The sequence below is a fragment of the Pseudomonas cremoris genome (assembly GCF_014230465.1).
Genome location: NZ_JAAXCY010000002.1, coordinates 594,018 through 616,393 on the forward strand (window position 1 = coordinate 594,018; position 22,376 = coordinate 616,393).

The 22,376-nt window shown below is 61.1% G+C and carries 22 protein-coding genes; 9 read left to right on the forward strand and 13 right to left on the reverse strand.

From position 1 onward, the window contains the following. Positions 1-9 precede the first annotated feature (9 nt). Positions 10-945, forward strand: a complete 936-nt coding sequence (locus tag HF257_RS06240; protein WP_185704525.1) for a LysR family transcriptional regulator — start codon at positions 10-12, stop codon at positions 943-945. Here HF257_RS06240 and HF257_RS06245 read toward each other — a convergent pair. Beyond that, complete coding sequence (locus tag HF257_RS06245; protein ID WP_185704523.1) at positions 836-1,930, reverse strand: fatty acid desaturase; 1,095 nt, start codon at positions 1,928-1,930, stop codon at positions 836-838. The two genes, HF257_RS06240 and HF257_RS06245, sit on opposite strands and share 110 nt — an antisense overlap. A gap of 101 nt (positions 1,931-2,031) precedes the next feature. Between HF257_RS06245 and HF257_RS06250 the strand changes: the two genes are divergently transcribed. Then, positions 2,032-3,036, forward strand: a complete 1,005-nt coding sequence (locus tag HF257_RS06250; protein ID WP_185704521.1) for an AraC family transcriptional regulator — start codon at positions 2,032-2,034, stop codon at positions 3,034-3,036. Between the two features lie 121 nt (positions 3,037-3,157). On the opposite strand, the gene HF257_RS06255 is transcribed toward HF257_RS06250, so the two are convergent. Further along, positions 3,158-3,523: a response regulator gene (locus HF257_RS06255; RefSeq protein WP_185704519.1), complete on the reverse strand. Its 366-nt coding sequence runs from the start codon at positions 3,521-3,523 to the stop codon at positions 3,158-3,160. Between the two features lie 100 nt (positions 3,524-3,623). On the opposite strand from HF257_RS06255, the gene HF257_RS06260 reads away from it, so the two are divergent. Both HF257_RS06260 and uraH read left to right on the forward strand, forming a co-directional pair. After that, positions 3,624-4,097 (forward strand): GlcG/HbpS family heme-binding protein, encoded by a 474-nt coding sequence (locus tag HF257_RS06260; protein WP_185704517.1) that lies wholly within the window; start codon positions 3,624-3,626, stop codon positions 4,095-4,097. A 23-nt stretch (positions 4,098-4,120) separates the two neighbouring features. Beyond that, complete coding sequence (gene uraH, locus HF257_RS06265; RefSeq protein ID WP_185704515.1) at positions 4,121-4,531, forward strand: hydroxyisourate hydrolase; 411 nt, start codon at positions 4,121-4,123, stop codon at positions 4,529-4,531. 1 nt (position 4,532) lies between these two features. Here the strand turns inward: uraH and HF257_RS06270 are convergent, their stop codons facing one another. After that, positions 4,533-5,225, reverse strand: a complete 693-nt coding sequence (locus HF257_RS06270; protein ID WP_185704513.1) for a Crp/Fnr family transcriptional regulator — start codon at positions 5,223-5,225, stop codon at positions 4,533-4,535. An 83-nt stretch (positions 5,226-5,308) separates the two neighbouring features. Here HF257_RS06270 and HF257_RS06275 point away from each other — a divergent pair, with 83 nt between their 5' ends. After that, complete coding sequence (locus tag HF257_RS06275; RefSeq protein WP_185704510.1) at positions 5,309-5,830, forward strand: Mpo1 family 2-hydroxy fatty acid dioxygenase; 522 nt, start codon at positions 5,309-5,311, stop codon at positions 5,828-5,830. Here the strand turns inward: HF257_RS06275 and HF257_RS06280 are convergent. After that, positions 5,827-7,566 (reverse strand): hybrid sensor histidine kinase/response regulator, encoded by a 1,740-nt coding sequence (locus HF257_RS06280; RefSeq protein ID WP_185704509.1) that lies wholly within the window; start codon positions 7,564-7,566, stop codon positions 5,827-5,829. The two genes, HF257_RS06275 and HF257_RS06280, sit on opposite strands and share 4 nt — an antisense overlap. A 29-nt stretch (positions 7,567-7,595) precedes the next feature. On the opposite strand from HF257_RS06280, the gene HF257_RS06285 reads away from it, so the two are divergent. After that, entirely contained in the window at positions 7,596-8,249 is a 654-nt protein-coding gene (locus tag HF257_RS06285; RefSeq protein WP_185704507.1) for a response regulator, read from the forward strand. Positions 8,250-8,412: 163 nt separating this feature from the next. Then, positions 8,413-9,042 carry a LysE family translocator gene (locus HF257_RS06290; RefSeq protein ID WP_185704505.1) on the forward strand — a complete coding sequence of 210 codons (630 nt, stop codon included), beginning with the start codon at positions 8,413-8,415 and terminating at the stop codon, positions 9,040-9,042. A gap of 43 nt (positions 9,043-9,085) precedes the next feature. Here the strand turns inward: HF257_RS06290 and HF257_RS06295 are convergent, their stop codons facing one another. The 6 genes from HF257_RS06295 to dibA form a co-directional block, all read right to left on the reverse strand. After that, positions 9,086-10,066, reverse strand: a complete 981-nt coding sequence (locus tag HF257_RS06295; protein WP_185704503.1) for a sulfate/molybdate ABC transporter ATP-binding protein — start codon at positions 10,064-10,066, stop codon at positions 9,086-9,088. A gap of 3 nt (positions 10,067-10,069) precedes the next feature. Beyond that, positions 10,070-10,942: a sulfate ABC transporter permease subunit CysW gene (cysW, locus tag HF257_RS06300; protein ID WP_185704501.1), complete on the reverse strand. Its 873-nt coding sequence runs from the start codon at positions 10,940-10,942 to the stop codon at positions 10,070-10,072. Between the two features lie 13 nt (positions 10,943-10,955). Further along, positions 10,956-11,774: a sulfate ABC transporter permease subunit CysT gene (gene cysT, locus HF257_RS06305; protein WP_104995186.1), complete on the reverse strand. Its 819-nt coding sequence runs from the start codon at positions 11,772-11,774 to the stop codon at positions 10,956-10,958. A 77-nt stretch (positions 11,775-11,851) separates the two neighbouring features. Further along, positions 11,852-12,862, reverse strand: a complete 1,011-nt coding sequence (locus tag HF257_RS06310; protein ID WP_185704499.1) for a sulfate ABC transporter substrate-binding protein — start codon at positions 12,860-12,862, stop codon at positions 11,852-11,854. Between the two features lie 75 nt (positions 12,863-12,937). Continuing rightward, entirely contained in the window at positions 12,938-13,120 is a 183-nt protein-coding gene (oscA, locus tag HF257_RS06315; protein WP_010565387.1) for a sulfur starvation response protein OscA, read from the reverse strand. 307 nt (positions 13,121-13,427) lie between these two features. Further along, a complete protein-coding gene (gene dibA, locus HF257_RS06320) occupies positions 13,428-15,341 on the reverse strand; it encodes a phosphodiesterase DibA (protein WP_185704497.1) in 1,914 nt (637 codons plus the stop codon). Positions 15,342-15,507: 166 nt separating this feature from the next. On the opposite strand from dibA, the gene desA reads away from it, so the two are divergent. Continuing rightward, positions 15,508-16,692 carry a delta-9 fatty acid desaturase DesA gene (desA, locus tag HF257_RS06325; protein ID WP_185704495.1) on the forward strand — a complete coding sequence of 395 codons (1,185 nt, stop codon included), beginning with the start codon at positions 15,508-15,510 and terminating at the stop codon, positions 16,690-16,692. Between the two features lie 188 nt (positions 16,693-16,880). After that, positions 16,881-17,882 carry a sensor domain-containing diguanylate cyclase gene (locus tag HF257_RS06330; RefSeq protein WP_185704492.1) on the forward strand — a complete coding sequence of 334 codons (1,002 nt, stop codon included), beginning with the start codon at positions 16,881-16,883 and terminating at the stop codon, positions 17,880-17,882. A 70-nt stretch (positions 17,883-17,952) separates the two neighbouring features. Here the strand turns inward: HF257_RS06330 and HF257_RS06335 are convergent, their stop codons facing one another. The 3 genes from HF257_RS06335 to gabD form a co-directional block, all read right to left on the reverse strand. Then, a complete protein-coding gene (locus HF257_RS06335) occupies positions 17,953-19,161 on the reverse strand; it encodes an HDOD domain-containing protein (protein ID WP_185704490.1) in 1,209 nt (402 codons plus the stop codon). 139 nt (positions 19,162-19,300) lie between these two features. After that, on the reverse strand, positions 19,301-20,578 hold the full coding sequence (gene gabT, locus HF257_RS06340) for a 4-aminobutyrate--2-oxoglutarate transaminase (protein WP_185704488.1): 1,278 nt from the start codon (positions 20,576-20,578) through the stop codon (positions 19,301-19,303). Between the two features lie 184 nt (positions 20,579-20,762). Beyond that, positions 20,763-22,205 (reverse strand): NADP-dependent succinate-semialdehyde dehydrogenase, encoded by a 1,443-nt coding sequence (gabD, locus tag HF257_RS06345; RefSeq protein WP_185704486.1) that lies wholly within the window; start codon positions 22,203-22,205, stop codon positions 20,763-20,765. Between the last annotated feature and the right edge of the window lie 171 nt (positions 22,206-22,376).

Below are 22,376 nucleotides of genomic sequence, written 5' to 3' on the forward strand. Positions count from 1 at the left end.
GGGCGCCCCATGGATCTCCGTCAACTGCGCTACTTCATCGCGCTGAACGAGCACCGCAGTTTCGTGCGCGCCGCCGACGCCATGGGCATCACTCAGCCGGCGTTCAGCCGCAGCATCCAGGGCCTGGAGCAGGAATTCGGCTGCGTGCTGGTGGACCGTGCCCACAAAGACCTGCGCCCCACCCCAGAGGGCCAGGTGGTGCTGCAACACGCCCTGAGCCTGGTGCAAGGCGCAGCGCGCTTGAGCCATGAAGTCACGCGCATGACCAAGCTCGATGCCGGCGAAGTACGCTTGGGCAGCGATTCGGTGGCGGCGGTTAACCTGGTGCCCCTGGCCATGGCGCGATTCATTACCGCCTACCCCAAAGTGCGCACCGCATTGCAGGTGGATAACTGGGAAAAACTCGGGCGCAGCCTGAGCCGCGAAGAGATCGAATTCTTTATCGCCGATGTGCGCCACTTCGAGGCCGATCCGAACTTCCACACCCAGGTCCTGACACCCCGGCGCACGGTGTTTTTCTGCCGCGCCGGACACCCGCTGCTGGCCAAGGACAGCCTGTCCACCAACGACCTGTTCGGCTACCCGCTGGCCACGCCACTGATTGCGCCCGGCATCCGAAAACTGCTCGCCAACCTCAGCGGGCGCATCGATTTTGCGCCGGCCATCGAGCTTGAGCAGTTTGCCGCGCTGGCGACCATCGTAAGCCAGTCCGACGCCATAGGCCTGGGCGCTGCAGAGGCGTTCGTCGATGAGTTCGCCAGCGGCACGTTGCAGGTGTTGCACTGGCGCAATGTGCCGCATGCCCTGGATAGCTTGAACAACCGCTGCGGGATCATCAGCCGCGCGGGGACGCGCCTGTCACCTGCTGCGAAGGCATTGATCGAAACTCTGTTGGCGGTGGAAAGCCAAGCCGATTGGCCCGCGCAAAGGTCCCGAAATCATTAAAGCGCACGCCCATTTGTGCCATGACTTCATGCGCCACCTTGGCGGTCATCTGGCGGATGTAAAACGGCTCCTTCACCACAAAATGATGGATGCCGTGGGTGCTGCCGAAGTTGAAGCAGAACGCCTGCAACGGCCACATCCACCACGGGTTCAATACTTGGGTTTGCTGGATCACATTGCCCAGTTCTACATCGCCGTAGTAGTGCATGTTGGAGCTGACAAAATGCAGGCAAAAGGTGCGCAGCACGTTGGGGCCGATGATCACCACTACTGCGATGTCGATCACCTGCATCATCTGCAAAGTGCCGGCTGACCATTCGATCGGCGCGCCCATGAGGCTGGCGATGCCAGTGGCCGCATGGAAACCGAGGAACACATACCACGCGCCCCAATGCAGCAGCGCCAGCGGTGCATACACCAGCAACGAGCGCTTGAGGATGGTCAGTTTGTGCTTCCAGGTCTTGGCCCGCAGCAGGCGGATGAATGCCGACATGAGGTTGTCGCCAACCATCAGCAACCGGGCAAAACCCCACGGTTCACCGTTGGTGATCGCGCGCTCTTCCATGTCGGTTTCGGTGCCCGAGACCTTGTGATGGTTGAGGTGCAGGCGGCGGCGAATCCACGGGTTAATGGTGCTCGGACGCGCCAGCCACACCAGGCCCATCATCAGGTTGTGGGGCAGGCGCTGCTTGCGAAAGTACATGCTGTGGATGAGGTCGTGTTCCAACTCGTGGGTCAGCGAGGCGAGGAACGCGTTGAGCAGCAGGCACGCCCACCAGGCCAGGTGACCGGTGATGTAGAGCGCCGCCGAGCCGATCATGCCCACTAACGCAAACGCGAGGATACCCGCGCCGATGGCATCCTGATGCAGCAGCCAAGGGTGTTGCTGGCGCAAGCGCACGCCTTCGGCCAGCACCACTTCACGGATTCTGGCCGAGCGCTGTTGTGCGTTCATCTGTTGGGGACTTGCAGAAGTACCGTCCATGCTCCCATCCTCTTATGTATTGATGCGCCCATCCTGCCCCAAGCGATCTGGCAGGACGCTAGCCCCAGGCGCCAACCTGTTGACCGCAAGCGCCAATCGTCATGACCGAACCCACCTCCCTCGCCAGCTGGACCCGCGCCCTGCGCAAGCAGCTCGACGCCCTGGGCCTGGACAGCGCCGCGCTGTGCACGGAGGCCGGGCTTGATCCCCTGCAGATGGACGACCCCAATGCGCGTTATCCGCTGTCGGCCACCACACGCCTGTGGGAACTGGCGGTGCAGGCCAGCGGCGATCCGGCGATTGGGTTGCGGGTGTCGCGGTTTGTCAGCCCCACCACCTTCCATGCCTTGGGGTATGCACTAGTGGCCAGCGGCAGCCTGCGCGAGGTGTTCGAGCGCATCGTGCGTTATCACCAGGTGGTCAGCGATGCCCTGACGCTGGAGCTTAGCCGCGACGGCGAACGCTACCGTTTTCGCCTGTTGCAACCGCCAGGAGGCCCGGCGCCGGCGCTCGAAGCCATCGATGCATTTGCGGCGATCTACGTGCGCACCTGCCGCAATCGCCTGGGCCGTGACTACGCACCGCTGGCGGTGTACCTGCGCAGGCCCGAGCCGCAAGACCCCAAGCCGTGGCACACGGTGTTTCGCGCGCCGGTGTTTTTCGGCGCCGAGGAAGACCGCCTGGAGTTCGCCGCCCATGACTTCGACAGCCACCTGGACGACGCCAACCCGGAGCTGGCCGAGCACAACGAAACCGTGCTCAAGCGCACCCTCGCCCAACTGCAGCCGTTGACCTGGGAGCGCAAGGTGCGTCGGGTCATCGAAGCGCAATTGCCCGATGGTGAGCCGAGTGCAGAACGCGTTGCCCAGGCGCTGCACTTGAGCCTGCGTAGCTTGCAGCGGCATCTGGCGGATGAGGGGTGTCGGTTTGATGCGTTGCTTAATGAGTGCCGGGAAAACCTGGCATTGCTGCACCTGCGCGATCCGCAGTGTTCATTGGCAGAGATCAGTCATTTGTTGGGGTTTGCCGATACCAGCAGCTTCAACCGGGCGTTCAAGCGGTGGACGGGGATGACGCCGGGGCAGTTTCGGGAGGGATTGCGGTAGGTGGGCTTGTGGTGTTTTTGAGGGCCCTTTCGCGAGCAAGCCCGCTCCCACATTTGACTGCATTCCAAAGTTGGAACTCGATCTAATGTGTGCGGGCTTGCTCGCGAAGGCGTCACAACGGTCACCGCCCACGGTCACGCTTTAACACCTTCCTCACCCGCGCCACCAACGCCTTATCCTCAAACGGCTTGAGCAAATAATCATCCTCATGCAGCTCCAACCCACGCAGGCGGTCTTCAATCCCATCCGGCGTGGTCAGGAACAACATCGGCGTGTCGCCCTTCTGCCGAATCGCTTGCTGCAACTTCCAGGCGTTCAAGCCAGGCAACATGACATCCAGGATCACCAGGTCGTATTCAGCGCTTTCAACAAAGCGCAACCCCGCCATGCCATTGGCCGCGACTTCTACCGTGAAGCCCGCCTCACTCAGGCCCTGGGCCATGCGCTGCGCCAGTTGGGGCTGGTCTTCCACTAACAACACCTGCATGCCTTACCTCGTGGTTTGATTACAACTTTGTCATCAAATTGTGCGGTTTGTGACCACGTCCGCTGGCTACCGTGACGGCCTGCTTTATGGAGCCCTCACCATGTATCGCACTGCCCTGTTCTTGAGTCTCGCAGTCTGCACCGCCGCCCAGGCGACGCCGCAACTGCCGCGTCACGCCGAGCTTGATCTGCGCACCGCGCGCCAATTGGCCGATGCCAGCCTGGCCCACTGCACCGCAGCACTGACCGTACTCGACCGCGGCGGCAACCTGTTGCTGGGCCTGCGGGCCGATGGCGTTGGCCCGCACAACAGCGTCGCCAGCCAACGCAAGGCGTACACCGCGCTGTCGACAAAAACCCCGACCCGCGTGTTTGCCGAGCGCGCTCGCAATAACCCCGAAGCGGCCAACCTTAACAGCTTGCCCGAATTGCTGTTGCTCGGTGGCGGCGTGCCGCTGTTTGCCGATGATGAATTGGTCGGCGCGCTGGGCATCGCCGGTGCCGGCGGCGCGGCTCAGGATGAAGCCTGCGCCGTACAAGCTGCCGAGCAACTGGGCTTGAAAATTACCCGCTGATCCCTCCTCAAAAGGACTTCTCGATGAAAACCCTAAGCATGACCCTCGCCGCCCTCAGCCTGAGTGGCCTGTGCAACCTGGCACTGGCAGACGGCAACCCGCTGAGCGTACACGTGCTCAACCTGGAGAACGGCCTGCCGTCTGCCGGTGTAAGCGTTACCCTTGAGCAGCAGGTGGGCGATCAATGGCAGCCGCTGTCAGAAGGCGTTACCAATCAGCAAGGGCGTATCGCCGAGCTGTTCCCGGCCAACCGCAGCATGAAGCCGGGTGAATACCGCGTGGTGTTCAAGACCGGCGATTACTACAAAAAAGTTGGCCGCGAGACGTTCTTTCCAGAAGTGCCAGTGATTTTCCAGGTCAAGCAGGCCGACCAGCATTACCACATCCCACTGCTGCTCAGCCCTTACGGCTTTTCGACGTATCGCGGCTCCTAGTTCAACCCTCGACGCCTGCGGCCTGCCGCAGGCGTTGCAGGTCCAGTACCTCAATCGCACCGTAACTCAAGCTGATGACGCGTTGCTGTTCCAGCGCCTTGAGCAGACTGTTGATGGTCTGGCGCGACAGGCCCAACATCGCCGCCAGGTCTTCTTGGGGCAACTGCAAGACGCGGCGCGCCTGGGCGATCTCCCCGTAGCCTTGCGCGATCATCAGCAGCCGATGGGCCAGGCGCTGCGGCGTGCTCATCAAGCTGATCTGCTCGATATTGATCAACGACAAGCGCAATTTGTGGCTCATCAACAGCGCCACATCCCGCCAATACACCGGGTGTTCAGCCAGGATCTCAAGCATCTGCGCCTGCGCCACCTGCAACAGCGTGCAAGGCCCCATCGCCAACGCATCGTGGGTACGCGGCAAGCTGTCGAACAGGCAGATTTCACCGAACCAGTAAGGGGATTCGACCAGGCTCAATACCGCTTCCTTGCCCTGGGCATTCACCGCGCTGACCCGCACCGCGCCTTCCAGTACGGCATACAGGCCACACGGCGGATCGCCGCGCTTGAACAAGTACTCCCCCGCCGTCAGCGAACGCAACCGCGCCGCGGCCAACAGACTACGCTGTAGCTCGATGGGCAAGTGGCTGAACCACTGACCGGCGGCCAACCGGGCGTGCCATTTCGACGCAATCATGAGAACTCCACAGAGTGTCGCCCAGTTGACAGTCAGTCGTTGGCTGACAAGGCATGATCAAACATCCTACAGGAGGAATAACAATGAAAAGCCTCGTCGACCACCTCAGTCAATACGCCGCCTACCACCGCGACCCACGCAATATCGCCAGCCACTTTATCGGCATTCCGTTGATTGTCGTTGCGGTGGCAGTGTTGCTGTCGCGCCCCGAATGGGCCGTGGGAGGGTTGTGGCTATCGCCAGCGGTGCTGCTTGCGCTGTTTTCGGCGTGGTTCTACCTGCGCCTTGAACTGGCACTGGGCGCGCTGATGACGGTGTTGATGGGCCTCTCGGTATGGGCCGGGCACGTGCTCGCGGCGCAAAGCACACTGGTGTGGCTAAGCAGCGGTATCGGGATGTTTGTGCTGGGCTGGGTGATTCAGTTTGTCGGGCATTACTACGAAGGCCGCAAACCCGCGTTTGTGGATGACGTATCGGGGCTGATCGTCGGGCCGTTGTTTGTGGTCGCGGAACTCGCGTTTCTGCTGGGTCTGCGCCATGACCTCAAGCAGCAGATTGAAGCACGCTCGGGGCCGGTACGCTCAGTGACACCGCACCCGCATTAATCCGCACGCGCTGCGTTCAATGCCTCACGCAGTAACGTTGCGTCCAGCGGCTTTTGCAGCACGGGGAAACCACTGGCGGCCGTTTCGGCCAGGCACGCAGGCGAGGTGTCGCCGGTGATGATGATCGCCGGCACTGCCTGGCCCAGGTAACGCCTGGCGCGACCGATGGCTTGCAGGCCGTTCATGCCGCTGAGGCGGAAGTCGCTGAGGATCAAATCGACAGCGGCGCTGCCCTGGCGCAGGGCGTCGTCGTGACGCTGGCAGGCCTCGTCCACCGAGGCGCCCGCGTAGACGCGATGCCCCCACAGGTCGAGCAGGTTGACCAAGGCTTCGAGCACCGTCGGCTCATCGTCGATCACCAGAATACCCAGGCCGTTTACGTCGACCCTTTGATTGGCCACGGGCTGGCGGCGTATCGCTGTATGACTCAAAGGCACGCGGATCGAAAACATCGAGCCATGCCCCTCAACGGACACCAACCGAACCTCGTGACCCAGCAAGCGCGCTGTATGCCGCACAATGGCCAAGCCCAGTCCCAGCCCCTGAGTGCGATCGCGCTGCGGGTTATGCAATTGGAAAAATTCTTCGAACACCTGCCCGTGATGGGCCCTGGCGATGCCGGGGCCGCTGTCGAACACCTGGATCTCCACACTCAGGCCACGTCGCCGGCAGCCAAGCAACACGCCGCCCAACTCGGTGTAGCGCACGGCGTTAGCCAGCAGGTTGTCGAGGATGCGCTTGAGCAGCACCGGGTCGCTGTCGATCCACAGTGGCAGTGGCCGCACCCGCCAGCGCAAGCCCCGCCCCCTGGCGCTGGCACTGAACTCGTTGGACAGGTCGGCAAACAGCCGCTCCAGCGACACGGCTTCACGGTTGACCGCCACCACACCCGCGTCCAGCCGCGAGATATCGAGCAAGCCATTAAGCAGGCCGCTCAGGTTACCGATCACTGCCCCCAGGCGAGCGGCGACGTCGCGGGCCTTTTCGGCCAGCACATCACCGCGTTCAGCCAGCGCTGCCAGGCCCGCGACGAACAAGCCGAGGGCATGGATCGGTTGGCGCAGGTCATGGCTGGCAGCCGCCAGGAATCGCGATTTGGCCTGATCGGCCGCCTGGGCGCGGTCGCGCTCTTGCTCCAGGCGATGCACCAGGTTGACGTTTTCCAGACGCAGCTGGACGGTCTCGCGCAGGGTCTGGAAGGTCACGCGGCTGTAATACAAATTGACTGCCGACAGGCAGGCCACAAAAAACAAATAGGTGGTGTAGGTTTCCCCTTCGGCCAACAGGCACTGCACCACCACCGGCGCCAACATCGCCACGAGAGAACCGGCATACGCTGGCGGAAACGCCGACAACGACGGCACCGCGCCGCACACCAGACCGGTCAGCACCACGCAGGTGAACGCTACGAGTTGCGGGTCGCCCGTGGCAAATCCGACCCAACCGACCACGCCCCACAGCCCAGCCGACATCCAGGACAGCAACGACGCCTGCCAGCCCCAAGGGCCGGGTGCCAGGCTCACATCGTTGGCCCGAGCGAAATAACGCCGTGCCAGCAGGATGCGCCATACCGTCAAGCCATACATCACGGCGACCCACCCCAACACTGCCTGCGTCGACACGGCACCACGGAAGATGTACGCCACCGGCCAGGGTATGACAAAGTTGGCAAACAGCACGGCGTACGACTGGCGGTACAGCAAGTCGATGCAGTTGCGCTGGATAACCTCGTTCATGAACACAATTCCAATAAGAGCGACTGACAATGGAAGGCAAGCGCCTGAATGTCCTGATTGCCGATGACCATAGCATCGTGCGCGAAGGCCTGCGGTTTCTGCTGTCCACCCGCGATGATGTGCAGGTGGTGTGTGACGCAGCGCACAGCGACGGCATTCTCGCGGGCCTTGCGCAACACAGCGTCGACCTGTTGTTGCTCGACCTAGGTATGCCGGGGGTCAATCGCTTGCAATTCATCCGTGACCTGCGCACTCAATTTCCCCGCCTGAAAATCCTCGTGCTCACCGCCAATGTCGAGCTGAGCACCATTCGCGGCGTGCTGGATGCGGGCGTACACGGCTACATCACCAAAGCCGACGACAGCCACGAACTGCTGGACGCCATCGACGCCGTGCGCCGTAACGAGTGCTACCTGGCGGCGGCCGTACGCTTTGCTGTCGACGGACATGGCCGTGCGGGCAGCGGCGATCACCTGATTGCCGAGGCCGCACTGACCCGCCGCGAACGACAGATTCTGACCCTGGTCGCCCAAGGTACCCACGCCCGAGACATTGCCGAGCAGTTGCATATCAGCCCGCTGACCGTGCGCAAGCACCGCGAAAACCTGATGCGCAAACTTGACCTGCACAACACCGCAGAGCTGGCGGTGTATGCCGTGCGCCTGGGCCTTGCGACTGGTTGACAGCATCACGCTTCCACACCTTGCAGAAAATACGACAGTCGCCGTATTTCTGCGCCCTGGCCTGCGCCCTACCCTTGCAGGCCTGGTACTTCGCTGCCTGCCTTCATCCAGCGTCCTTCCAGAAACCGCCCACGGGCGCCCTTGTCACTGGAAGACTACGATCATGTCCTTCACCTTATGGATTCCCTTCGCCACTGCGACCCTAGTATTTGCCTGCATGCCCGGGCCCGCCATCCTCTACATGACCAGCCAGACCCTGGCCCACGGCCGCCGTGCCGGTTTGCGCGCGGCGCTGGGGATTCACTTGGGCTGCTACGCGCATATCCTGGCGGCGACGTTTGGCTTGTCGGCGCTGCTGCATGCCGCGCCGACGGCCTTTGACGTGATACGCCTGGCAGGCGCCGGCTACTTGATCTGGCTGGGCGGCTCGATGATCTTCAAGGCACGCCACCCCGGCACGGCCACAGGCGCAGTGCGTCAGCCGGATGTACTGCGCGACAGCGTCGTGGTGGAAGTGTTGAACCCGAAGACAGCGCTGTTTTTCCTGACCTTCCTGCCACAGTTCGTCGACGTCGCGGGTGACGCGCCGGTTTGGTTGCAGTTTTTGGTGCTGGGCAGCGTCGTCAACCTGGTATTTTCGGCGGCGGACGTGGCGGCGGTACTGGCATCGTCGGTGCTGCTGGGGCCGCTATCGGGCCAGCGCTTTCAACAGTGGGTGCCAAGGTTCAGCGGCACGGTGTTGATCGGATTGGGATGTGTGCTAGTGCTGCAAAGCGGCTGGAATACACCTTAGCTTGTAGTGAGCGGGCTTGCCCCGCTCACTACATGGCGGGGGCTTAGGCTTTTTGCCAGACCTTGGGCTTGAAGAACAAGGTCTCGCCACGGGCCAGGCCGGTCAGGCTGTCGTGGTCTTTCACCACTTCGGCCTCGATCAGCTCGCTCTGGCCTTCAACTTTCAGCGTTACGCGCGTGGTCGCACCCAGTGGGCGAATGTCGCGTACTTCAGCAGCGTGGTGGTCTTCCAGTTCATGGCGCGACAGCGACACTTCATGGGGACGGAACAGCACGTGATTGTCTTCACCCAGGTGCAGGCGGTTGGAGTCGCCGAGGAAGTGATAGACGAAATCGCTGGCCGGGTTTTCGTAGACTTCGCCCGGTGAGCCGATCTGCTCGATCACGCCCTTGTTCATCACCACGATGCGGTCAGCAACTTCCATCGCCTCTTCCTGGTCGTGGGTCACGAACACCGAGGTCAGGTTGATGTCTTCGTGCAGGCGCGCCAGCCAGCGGCGCAGTTCTTTACGTACCTTGGCATCGAGGGCGCCGAACGGTTCGTCCAGCAACAGCACTTTAGGCTCCACCGCCAGAGCGCGGGCCAGGGCGATACGTTGGCGCTGGCCACCGGAGAGTTGTTCCGGGTAACGGTCGGACAGCCAATCGAGCTGCACCATGTTCAGCAGTTCATGAACCTTGCTGGCGATCTGGCTTTCGGTCGGGCGCTGGTTTTTCGGCTTCATGCGCAGGCCGAAGGCAACGTTGTCGAACACGGTCATGTGGCGGAACAACGCATAGTGCTGGAACACAAAGCCGACGTTGCGATCACGCACGTCGTGGCCGGAAACGTCTTCACCGTGGAACACGATGTTGCCGTCATCTGGCGTTTCCAGGCCGGCAATGATGCGCAGCAAGGTGGTCTTGCCGCAGCCGGACGGGCCAAGCAACGCCACCAGCTCGCCACTCTGGATGTCCAGATTGATGCTGTTCAGGGCCTTGAAGGCGTTGAAGTTCTTGCTGACATTACGGACTTCGATCGACATGACTTATTCCTCACCGGCACTGTTGCGCAGGCGGTTGATACGGTTCTCGCTCCACTGCTTGAGCAGCAGGATGAAGAGCGCCAGGATCAGCAGCAGGCTGGCCACCGCAAACGCGGCAACGTGGTTGTATTCGTTATAGAGAATCTCGACGTGCAGCGGCAGGGTATTAGTCACGCCACGGATGTGGCCGGACACCACCGACACCGCGCCGAACTCGCCCATGGCCCGCGCGGTACACAGCACCACGCCGTAGATCAGGCCCCACTTGATGTTCGGCACGGTCACGTGCCAGAACATCTGCCAGCCGTTGGCTCCGAGCAGGCGCGCAGCTTCTTCTTCCTGGGTGCCCTGCTCTTGCATCAGCGGGATCAGTTCACGGGCCACGAACGGCACGGTGACGAAGATGGTTGCCAGCACAATGCCGGGCAAGGCGAACACGATCTGGATGTCATGGTCCTGCAACCACGGGCCAAAAAAGCCCTGGGCGCCGAACATCAGCACATAGACCAGGCCCGCGATCACCGGCGACACCGAGAACGGCAGGTCGATCAGCGTCACGAGGATGCTCTTGCCACGGAACGAGTACTTGCTGACGCACCAGGCGGCGCTGACACCGAACACCACGTTGAGCGGCACCGAAATCGCCACGGCGATCACCGTGAGTTTCAGGGCAGACAGTGCGTCGGGTTCGAGGATCGCCGTGAAAAACGCGCCGAGGCCGTTCTTCAAGCCCTGGGTCACCACGATAAACAGCGGCAACAGCAGGAACAGCGCAAACACCAGCCAGCCTAGGCTGATCAGGATACGTCGTGACGCAGCACTGCCACGGCGGGCAGCGTTGGCCGAGGACGCGGCGGAAATAGACGATTGGGACATGTTCCGCGCCTCCTTATGGACGTTCGATGCGCCGCTGCAACAAGTTGATCAGCAGCAGCAAAACAAAGGAAACCACCAGCATCAGCACGCCGATGGACGTGGCGCCGCGGTAGTCGTATTGGTCCAGCTTGACCATGATCAGCAGCGGCAGGATCTCAGTTTTCATCGGCATGTTGCCGGCGATAAAGATCACCGAACCGTACTCACCGACACCACGGGCAAACGCCAGGGCGAAACCGGTCAACCAGGCAGGCAGCAACGCGGGTACGAGGATGTAGCGAAACACCTGCAACGGCTTGGCACCCAGGCAGGCAGCGGCTTCTTCGACTTCCCGAGGGATATCGGCGAGCACCGGCTGCACCGTACGCACCACGAACGGCAGCGTGACGAAGGTCAGCGCCAGGGTGATGCCCAGCGGGGTGTAGGCGATCTTGAAGCCCAGGTCTGCGGCAAACTGGCCGACCAGGCCGTTAGGCGTGTACAAGGCCGTCAGCGCGATACCGGCGACGGCGGTAGGCAGGGCAAACGGCAGGTCGATCATCGCGTCGATGATCTTGCGACCGGGGAAGGTGTAGCGCACCAGCACCCAGGCCAGCAGCGTGCCAATCACGCCGTTGATCAGCGCGGCGTACAACGCAGTGCTGAAGCTTAGCTTCAACGCCGCCAGCACGCGCGGTGCGGAGATGATGTTCCAGAACTGATCCCAGGTGAGTTGAGCGGCGTGTACAAACATCGCCGCAAGGGGGATGAGTACGATCAGGCTGAGGTACACCACGGTGTAGCCCAGCGTCAGCCCGAAGCCGGGTATGACGGGGGAGATACGACGCGACATAAGAGTCCTTGGTTAGGGAAACTGACACACAAAACCCGCAGGTGAATGCGGGCTCTATGGGCGGGTTGCTGCTGGGCTTACTGCGCCGTGTAGATCTGGTCGAACACGCCACCGTCGTTAAAGAATTTCGGTTGGGCAGTTTTCCAGCCGCCGAAGTCTTTGTCGATAGTCACCAGGTCCAGTTTCGGGAACTGCTGGGCGTATTTGGCGGCCACTTTTGCATCGCGTGGGCGGTAGAAGTTCTTGGCCGCAATCTCCTGGCCAGCCGGGCTGTACAGGTGTTTCAGGTATTCAGTGGCAATTTCGGTGTTGCCCTTTTTCTCGGCGTTCTTGTCGACCACGGCCACTGGCGGCTCCGCGAGGATCGACAGGGAAGGCACGACGATGTCGAACTTGTCGGCGCCGCCGTCTTCTTTCAGGGCCAGGAACGCTTCGTTTTCCCACGCCAGCAACACGTCACCCTGACCGTTGTTGACGAAGGTGATGGTCGAACCGCGAGCACCGGTATCCAGCACAGGCACGTGCTTGAACAGCTCTTTCACGTACTCCTGGGCCTTGGCTTCGCTGCCGCCAGCCTTGAGGCCGTAGGCCCAGGCGGCGAGGAAGTTCCAGCGCGCACCGCCGGAGGTTTTCGGGTTCGGGGTAATCACCGAAACGTCCTTCTTGATCAGGTCGCCCCAGTCCTTGATGCCTTTAGGGTTGCCCTTGCGCACCAGGAACACGATGGTCGAGGTGTATGGGGTGCTGGCGTCCGGCAGGCGGGTCTGCCAGTTTTCCGGGAGGGTCTTGCCCAACTTGGCAATTTCGTCGATGTCACCGGCCAGGGCCAGGGTAACGACGTCGGCGCGCAGGCCGTCGATCACGGCGCGGCCTTGTTTGCCCGAGCCACCGTGGGATTGCTGGATCTTGACGTTGTCACCCGGGTGGGACTGCTTCCAGTAGTTGGTGAACTCTGCGTTGTAGTCCTGGTACAGCTCACGGGTTGGGTCGTACGAGACGTTGAGCAACTCGTAGTCCTTGGCAACGGCGGAACCTGCAAACACGGCGCTGGCCAGGGCGGCCAGGGCGTAACGGCGAATCGACGACATAGAAGCTCCTGAAATTCTTGGGTGTTGGCTTTTTTCTTATAGTTGCGGGTCTAGCATGCGAATCGCCGAACGTGCTTAAGCCGGTTTGTTGCCCGGGTTCTGCAGACGGAATTTTTCTTTGCGTTCGATCTGTACCACTTGCGCGTTATGCACAGTGATTTCCACCGCGCCAAACCGCAGATCGCGCAATGCGCTCTGGATCTCACGCAAAATGGCTGCTTCGTCCTGGCCGTCGACGCTACGTAGAGATGCGCTCATGGTCTCGCTCCTGAAATGAAAAGTGCGTGCCTTGCAGTGGCGGCACTGCTTGTGGCGTGAGGGCGATAGTAGATAAGCGCGGATATTCTTAAAAATACTATTTAAGAATGTTTATATAACTAGAAAGAATTTTCTGATGGGACGAGGGGTTGCGCGGGACTTTTAGGCACTGGCGCTGAAATAAAGCCTTGCGTCGGCCTAAATGTGGGAGCGGGCTTGCTCGCGAATGCGTTGGGTCAGCCAACACATTTGTGACTGATACACCGTATTCGCGAGCAAGCCCGCTCCCACATTTTTTGACTGCATTTCAAGTTCGGATGCTGGGTGCCCGGTCCCAGTCGATTTCATTAGCCGGCATCGGCCGCCCAAACCAATACCCCTGCCCCATATCGCACGCGTGATCCAACAGGAACCGCGCCTGCTCCACCTGCTCGATGCCTTCGGCTTGCACCTGCATGCCCATGCTTTTCGCCAAGGCGATCACCACACGCACAATCGCGGCATCGTCTTCATCCGACGGCAACCCGGCGACAAACCCCTGGTCGATCTTGAGCTTCTGCACCGGCAGGCGCTTGAGGCGCAGCAGCGATGAATAACCCGTGCCGAAGTCGTCGATGGCCAGGCGCAAACCCAGTTCGCGCAGGCGGTGCAGTTGCTCCAGGGCCACCTCCGGGTCGTCCATCACCGCGCTTTCGGTGACTTCCAGCTCCAGGAATGCCGGATCCAACCCGGTGTTGTGCAGCACCTGGGCGACTTGTTCGTACAGCTCGCGCCGGGCAAACAGCCGGCTGGAAACGTTCACGGCAATAAAGCTCAACGGCGCACCATCGGCCAGCCACTGACACATCTGGCGGCATGATTGATCCAGCACCCAGGCATCGATCTCGGCGATCAACCCGGTACGTTCGGCGATGGGGATGAATTCTCCCGGCGGCACCAACCCACGCTCCGGGTGCTGCCAGCGCACCAGCGCCTCAACGCCAATCAAACGGCTGCCTTGCAGGTCGTGCACCGGTTGGTAGTAGACGCACAGTTCTTGCTGCTCGAGGGCACGCCGCAGTTCGCTGGCGATTTCGACGCGGTTCTGGGCGTGGGCGGTGAGTTCCTCGGTGTACAGCGCGTAGCCTTCACGCCCCGCGCTCTTGGCCTTGAACAGCGCAGAGTCGGCGTTGCGCAGCAATTGCTCGGCGCTCAGGGCATCGCTGGGAAACAAGCTGATGCCGATACTCACGCTGATAAACAGCTGATGACCGTCGAAGATGAACGGCTGTTTCATGGCATCCAGGATGCGCTGTGCCAGCGCGGCAGCCTGCACCACCTGTGGACAACTTTCTGCAAGCACCGCGAACTCATCACCGCCAAGACGCGCCAGGGTCACACCGGGGCCGAACAGGCCTTGGAGCCGCTCGCCCACCAGTTTGAGCAATTGGTCGCCGACGTTGTGGCCGAGGCTGTCATTGATGATCTTGAAATGGTCCAGGTCCAGCAACAGCAGGGCGCAGCCGCGCTTGTGGTTTTGCGCCGAGGCCAGCGCCTGCTCGGCGCGGTCGGTGAAGAGCAGACGGTTGGGCAGGTCAGTCAGCGGGTCGTGGTGAGCGAGGTGGGCCAGTTCGTGCTCGGAATCCTTGATCGCACTGATATCGGAAAATACTGCAACGTAATGGCTGACCTGGCCCTGGTCATCGTGAATCACGCGGATGGTTTGCCACTGTGGATAAATTTCGCCGCTTTTGCGTCGATTCCAGATTTCGCCGCTCCATTCGCCGGTGCGCTCCAGGCTCTGGAACATTTGTTGGTAGAAATTCGACGAATGGCGCCCTGACTTGAACAGGCTGGGTTTATGTCCCATGACGTCTTCACGTCGGTAGCCCGTGATCTCCATGAAGGCCCGGTTCACGTGCACGATCAGCCCCTTGGTGTCGGTGACCAGCACACCCTCGCGGGTGCAATCGAACACGGCAGCAGCCTGGCGCAGGCGTTCGCGGTTCTCCCGCAACGGTTGCTGCAGCAGGTTGGCGCGGGCGAAACGTACGCAAATCAGGTAGATGGCCAAGGCGCTCAAGGCCACCCACACATAACCACGCACTTGCAGCCACTGCACCAACTCCCTCGGTTCATCAAGAAAGTTGATCAATATCTGATGACTGAGTTGAAGCCACACAATCGAAACCAGCAGGTATACCAGCCCCGCTCGCAGGGCACCTCGGTATGAAAACAGCATATGGTCAGTAATCCTTACCAAAAAAACAGAATCGCCCTACGAAGGCTGCGGATTATAGAATAAGAAACATCCAGTCACTCCTATCTGAAAGGCCGGCTGGTTTTCTCTGTAGGCTTAGTGATAATGCGTGAGCTGTTTTTTTCTTTATCTGAGGGCCATACAGCCTATGTGGTACAACGGTTTTCTTGACCTGTCAGCCTGGCAACTGGTGGCAGTCACTCTGTTGATGACCCACGTGACCATCGTTGGGGTCACCGTCTATCTGCACCGCTATTCAGCCCATCGCTCCCTGGAGCTCAATGCCGGCCTGAAACACTTCTTCCGCTTCTGGCTGTGGCTGACCACGGCGCAGAACACCCGCGAGTGGACCGCTATCCACCGCAAACACCACGCCAAATGCGAAACCGTCGACGACCCGCACAGCCCTGTGATCAAGGGCTTGTCCACGGTATTGCGCAAAGGCGCCGAGCTGTACCGCGCCGAGGCAGAAAACCCCGAGACCCTGCGCATCTACGGCAAGAACTGCCCGGACGACTGGATCGAGCGCAAGCTCTACACCCCCTACCCGCTGCTGGGCGTGGCGATCATGGGCGTGATCGACCTGCTGCTGTTCGGCACCATCGGCATCACCATCTGGGCGATCCAGATGATGTGGATTCCATTCTGGGCCGCCGGTGTGATCAACGGCCTGGGCCATGCCGTGGGCTACCGCAACTTCGAATGCCGTGACGCGGCGACCAACCTGGTGCCGTGGGGCATCATCGTCGGCGGTGAAGAGCTGCACAACAATCACCACACCTATCCGAACTCGGCCAAGCTGTCGGTGAAAAAGTGGGAATTCGACCTGGGTTGGGCGTGGATCAAAGTATTCAGCTGGCTGCGCCTGGCGAAGGTGCAGCGTGTGGCACCGATTGCCCACCGCGTCGAGGGCAAGGGGCACCTGGACATGGACACGGCCATGGCGATTCTCAACAACCGCTTCCAGATCATGGCCCAGTACCGCAAGTTGGTGATCGGACCGTTGGTCAAGCAAGAGCTGGAAAAAGTCGATCATTCGGTACGTCACCAGTTCCATCGCGCCAAGCGCCTGCTGTCACGCGAGACCAGCTTGCTGGATGACCGCCATCACGTGCGCATCCAGAGCATGCTCGAACACAGCCACGCACTGAAAGTGATCTACGAAAAGCGTTTGGCGCTGCAACAGATCTGGCTCAAGACCAGCTCCAACGGCCACGACATGCTCGCCGCCATCAAGGAATGGGTGCATGAAGCCGAGGCCAGCGGCATCCAATCCCTGCGGGATTTTGCCCATCAATTGAAGACCTATTCGCTGCGCCCTGCAGCCGTCTGAGCAAGCGGTGGGAGGGCAACTTGTCCCTCCCATCAGCTTTTTGGCGTCATTTCTCGGACACCGGCAATCGGTCCCGTTGACGGAACTTCACTGCAATTCCCCTCTCTCAATGAACACTTCGCCATCATGGTGGCCCCTTGTAGTGACCGCTGCTCCATCCTGCGGCGCGCCCAGAGAGAGTTGTGCCGATGGTTCACGAAAAGCCTCACGTAGCCGACACCTCCACCGCTGAACATCCACGTCCAACAGCGGCCGCAACCCTGCTGGCGCTGATGCATGCCCAGGGTGAAGTCGAACGGCTAAGCGAGCGTGAACAGCTGCTGAGCTCACTGCTGGTGAGTGTGAACGCGGTGCTGTGGGCCATCGATTGGGAGACGCGTCGCGTGCTGTACGTGAGCCCGGCGTACGAGCGGGTGTTCGGGCGTTCGGCCGGCCTGTTGCTGGCCGATCATCGGGAATGGCGCAACAGCATCCACCCCGAAGACCTCGACTACGCCGAACACAGCCTGGCCCGCGTGCTGGAACAGGGCACCGTGGAAGACCGCGAGTACCGCATCATCACGGCCGATGGGCAGATCCGCTGGCTCAGTGACAAGTGCTACATCAACCAGCAGGTCGAACCCGGCGAGCCGGTGATTGTGGTTGGCATGGCCGAAGACATCACCGAAAAGAAGCAGCTTGAGATCGAGCTGCACCGCCTCGCCACCACCGATGTGCTGACCCAAAGCAGCAACCGCCGGCATTTCTTCGAATGTGCCAACCAGGCGTTCGACAGCGCCTGTGCCCAAGGTGCACCGCTGGCCTTTCTGCTGCTGGACATTGATGACTTCAAGGAGGTCAACGACACCTACGGCCATCTGGAGGGCGACCAGGTGCTGCGGCGTATCGCCGAGAGTGGTCGCGGCGTGCTGCGCCGTGGCGACCTGTTCGGGCGCATTGGCGGTGAAGAGTTCGCCGCCGTGCTGCCGGGCTGTGCACCGGAGATGGCGTTGCAGGTGGCCGAGAGGCTGGGCAAAGAGATTCAGGCGTTGGGCTTCAGCTATGAAGGCCGGGACTTCAGCGTGACTATCAGCCAGGGCCTGGCCAACCTGCATGAAGAAGATTCGACCCTGGACAGCCTGTTCGCCCGTGCCGATGCGGCGATGTACGAGGCTAAGCGCTTGGGCAAGAACCGCGTGGTTGCGGGTTAGTACCAAGGCTTACCCAAATACCGTAATAGGCACACATGACTTTTGTAGTGAGCGGGCTCTGCGTTGGGTACTAGCGCTTACGCACCCGCGTCAGCTCCGATAAACCCACCTTGAGCAAGCGTGCGGTCTTGCTCGCTGCCAGCGCTTCCAACCCTTCATGCTCAGTCAGCCGCGCCATTTGCGCCGCCAGGTTCACCACCAGCGCATCTCGGGCGTACACCCCGCCGTCCAGCGAATAGATCGATGCGATCAACTGACGCAACTCCAGCGGCAAACGCCAGCGCGCCCGTAGCGCCGAGCCATAGGCCGCACCGAAGGTATAGAGAGACTCGCCGATGGTTTCGTCATCCAGCGCACCACCGCCCTGACGCCAGTCTTCCAGGCAGCGCAACAACGCGAGGTCACCCAGCCGGTGCAGGATTCCCGCGCTGTAGCAGCGCTCGTGGTCCAGCTCCAGCATGCGCGCCAGGCGGCGGGCATAGTCGGCGGTGTCCTGGGACAACTGCCAGTGGCGCTCGGCATAGGCCACCAGCGCCGGGTCGCCCAGCACCACGTTGTGCTTGAGGGCCAGGCCCAGGATCAGGTTCATGCTTTGCCCGGCAGCGAGCTTGTGCAACGCCGCCGGCAAGGTCTGCACCGGTGTGCCGTGATGGCCGGCGCTGTTGGCAGCGGCAATCAGCACAGCGGTGATTTGTGGGTCCATGCGCACCTGGTCTTCCAGGCGCTTGAGGTCCAAGCCATTGGCCCCCAGGCTGCTTTGCACGGCGGCTTTTACGTCGACCCGCAACGGCGCGCCGTCAGAGGCTTCGCGACGACGCTCAAGGAACACCGGCAAGGTCATGCCAGGCGCCAACGGCGGCACCTCGCAGTACACACTTTCACCTTCATTGAGCAGCAAGTCCTGCAGACGCTGGGTCAGGCCTTCCATGTTCAAGGGTTTGGTCAGGTAGGCCGTAGGCGCCAGCGGCAAGGCTTCACGCACGCTGGCACTGTCATTGCGACTGCTCAGCAGAATGAACGGCAGCAAGGGTGTACGGCGCTTCTGACGCACGTTGCGCAGCAAACTCAAGCCATCGATGCCCGGCAGCTCCCAATCCGCCAGGATCAAGTCGTAGGCCTTTTCTCGCAGCAGTGCAGCCGCTTGCTGCCCATCGGCACACACATCCAACCGTGCGTCGCAACGCACAGCCAGTAAAACTTGCTTAAGCAGATCCCGTGACCAAGGGTCCGCCTCGGCAATCAGCACTCGGGGTACAGCCGGTAAATCAACAACACTCATCCAGCACGCTCCATCGGCAATGCTTGCACCTTAGACAATGGAGCTGCCTACGTACAATGAACAACGCCTGAATGTGCTGCATCGGGCACAAAAAAACCCGCCGAAGCGGGTTTTTTCTGTCGATCAGGTCAACTTCGGCTTACAGCTCCGAGAAGCACTCTTCGATGATCGCCAAGCCTTTGTCCAACTGCTCGTCCGGCGAGGTCAGCGGAACCAGTACGCGCAACACGTTGCCGTAGGTGCCGCAGCTCAACAGGATCAGGCCCTTGTCACGCGCCTTGGCCACCACGGAGGCGACAGCAGCAGCGTTTGGCTTGTGGGTGTCGCCATCGTCGAACAGCTCGACCGCGATCATCGCGCCCAGGGCACGCACTTCACCAATCACCGGGTACTTGGCCTGGATAGCCTTGAGGCCAGTGACCAGACGCTCGCCCACAGCCTTGCAGCGGTCCAGCAGGTGCTCTTCTTCGAACACTTCCATCACCGCCAGCGCAGCCGCGCAAGCGATCGGGCTACCGGCGTAAGTGCCGCCCAGGCCGCCTGGAGCAATGGCGTCCATGTATTCAGCCTTGCCGCACACACCGGCCAGCGGGAAGCCGCCTGCGATGGATTTGGCGAAGGTGGTCAGGTCGGCAGCAACGCCCATCTGTTCCATCGCGAAGAAAGTACCGGTACGGCCAGCACCGGTTTGCACTTCGTCAGCGATCAGCAGGATGCCGTGCTTGTCGCACAGCTCACGCAGGCGCTTCATGAAGGCTTTAGGCGCGACGTAGAAACCGCCTTCGCCCTGCACCGGCTCGATGATGATTGCAGCGATATCACGTGGCTCGGCATCGTTCTTGAAGATGCGCTCGATGCTGGCGATGGAATCGTCATCGCTCACGCCGTGCAGTTCATTCGGGTACAGCGCGCGGAACACGCCGCCTGGCATCAGGCCCATGCCGGCCGAATAAGGCACAACTTTGCCAGTCAGGCCCAGGGTCATCATGGTGCGGCCGTGGTAGGCGCCGGTGAAGGCGATCACGCCGGCACGGCCAGTGGCGGCGCGGGCGATTTTCACGGCGTTTTCGACGGCTTCGGAACCGGTGGTGACCAGCAGGGTTTTCTTGGCGAAATCACCTGGAACCTTGGCGTTCACTTTTTCGCACACTTCTACGTAAGGCTCGTAAGCCAATACCTGGAAGCAGGTGTGGGTCAGCTTGTTCAGTTGCTCGGTCACGGCCGCGACGATTTTCGGGTGCACGTGGCCGGTGTTCAGCACGGCGATACCGCCGGCGAAGTCGATGAACTCGCGACCTTCAACGTCGGTCACGGTGGCGTTCTTGGCCGACTCGGCGAAGATCGGGTGGATCTGGCCAACACCGCGCGGAACAGCGGATTCGCGGCGTTTCATCAGGGATGCGTTGGTCTTGCTCATAAAGTCCTCATTCGCCACTCATCGGGTGGCGTGGTCCAAGGAATACGTGGCGGGGAGGAGACTACGGCAGCATGCGATGATCGACTGCCACAGCTTTCCCGGCCACTACGAATAACGGGCGAAACACGCAAAGGGTCAGCGCTCTCGTGCCCTCTGCGTTTACAGCAATGCCTTGCCGAGCGAATCAGATGCCCAGGCAGAGGTATTTGATTTCCAGGTAGTCCTCGATCCCGTACTTGGAGCCTTCACGGCCCAGGCCCGAAGCCTTGATGCCGCCGAATGGCGCCACTTCGTTGGAGATCAACCCGGTGTTGACGCCAACCATGCCGTATTCCAGGGCTTCAGCCACGCGGAACACACGGCCCAGGTCGCGAGCATAGAAGTAGGAGGCCAGGCCGAACTCGGTGTCGTTGGACATCGCGATCACTTCGGCTTCGTCTTTGAAGCGGAACAGCGGTGCCAGCGGGCCGAAGGTTTCTTCCTTGGCCACGGCAGCGTCTTTCGGCACGTCGACCAGGATGGTCGGCTCGAAGAAGTTACCGTCGATAACCTTGCCACCGCTCAGCAGCTTGGCGCCTTTTTTCAGGGCGTCGGCGATGTGCTCCTGCACCTTCGCCACGGCTTTTTCGTCGATCAGCGGGCCGGTGGTGGTGCCTTCTTCCAGACCGTTGCCGATCTTCAATTTGGCCACGGCGACTTTGAGTTTTTCAGCGAAGGCGTCGTACACCGAATCCTGGATGTACAGGCGGTTGGCGCAGACGCAGGTCTGGCCGTTGTTGCGGTACTTGGAGATGATCGCGCCTTCGACGGCCTTATCCAGGTCCGCGTCGTCGAACACGATGAACGGCGCGTTGCCGCCCAGTTCCAGGGAGACTTTCTTGATGTCCTTGGCGCATTCGGCCATCAACTGGCGACCGATTTCGGTGGAACCGGTGAAGGACAATTTACGCACGATCGGGTTGCTGGTCAGCTCGCCGCCGATGTCGCCGGCGCTGCCGGTAACAACGCTCAACACGCCTTTTGGGATACCGGCGCGGTGCGCCAGCTCAACCAGGGCCAGTGCCGAGAAAGGGGTTTGTGAAGCTGGCTTGATCACCATGGTGCAACCGGCAGCCAGGGCCGGACCGGCTTTACGGGTGATCATCGCCGCCGGGAAGTTCCACGGGGTGATGGCAGCGGTCACGCCGATAGGCTGCTTGATCACGATCAGGCGCTTGTCAGGCTGGTGGCCAGGAATAACGTCGCCATAGATGCGCTTGGCTTCTTCGGCGAACCACTCGATAAAGGATGCGGCGTAGACGATTTCGCCCTTGGCTTCGGCCAGCGGCTTGCCTTGTTCGAGGGTCATCAGGCGACCGAGGTCTTCCTGGTTTTCGATCAGCAGTTCAAACCAACGACGCAGCTTGTTGGCGCGCTCCTTGGCGGTCAGCGCACGCCAGGCCGGCAAGGCCTTGTCGGCGGCTTCGATGGCACGGCGAGTTTCAGCGGCGCCCATCTTCGGCACGGTACCGAGAATTTCGCCCGTGGCAGGGTTGTTGACCTTGATGGTCTGACCGTTGTCCGCATCGACCCAAGCGCCATCGATAAAGGCTTGCTGGCGGAACAACTGGGCATCTTTAAGCTGCATGTCGGCTTTCCTTAACAGCACCGCGCGCGCGCGGAGCGAATTAGAGTTGTTGAAAGGCGCCTTGTGGGCTGCCGTCAGGGAAATCAGCCCCAGCACGCGAGGAAGTAAATGGCGCACGGGACACGGAGCGTTTGAAATCTCAAACGAATCCTAGGATCAATGGGGGTACAG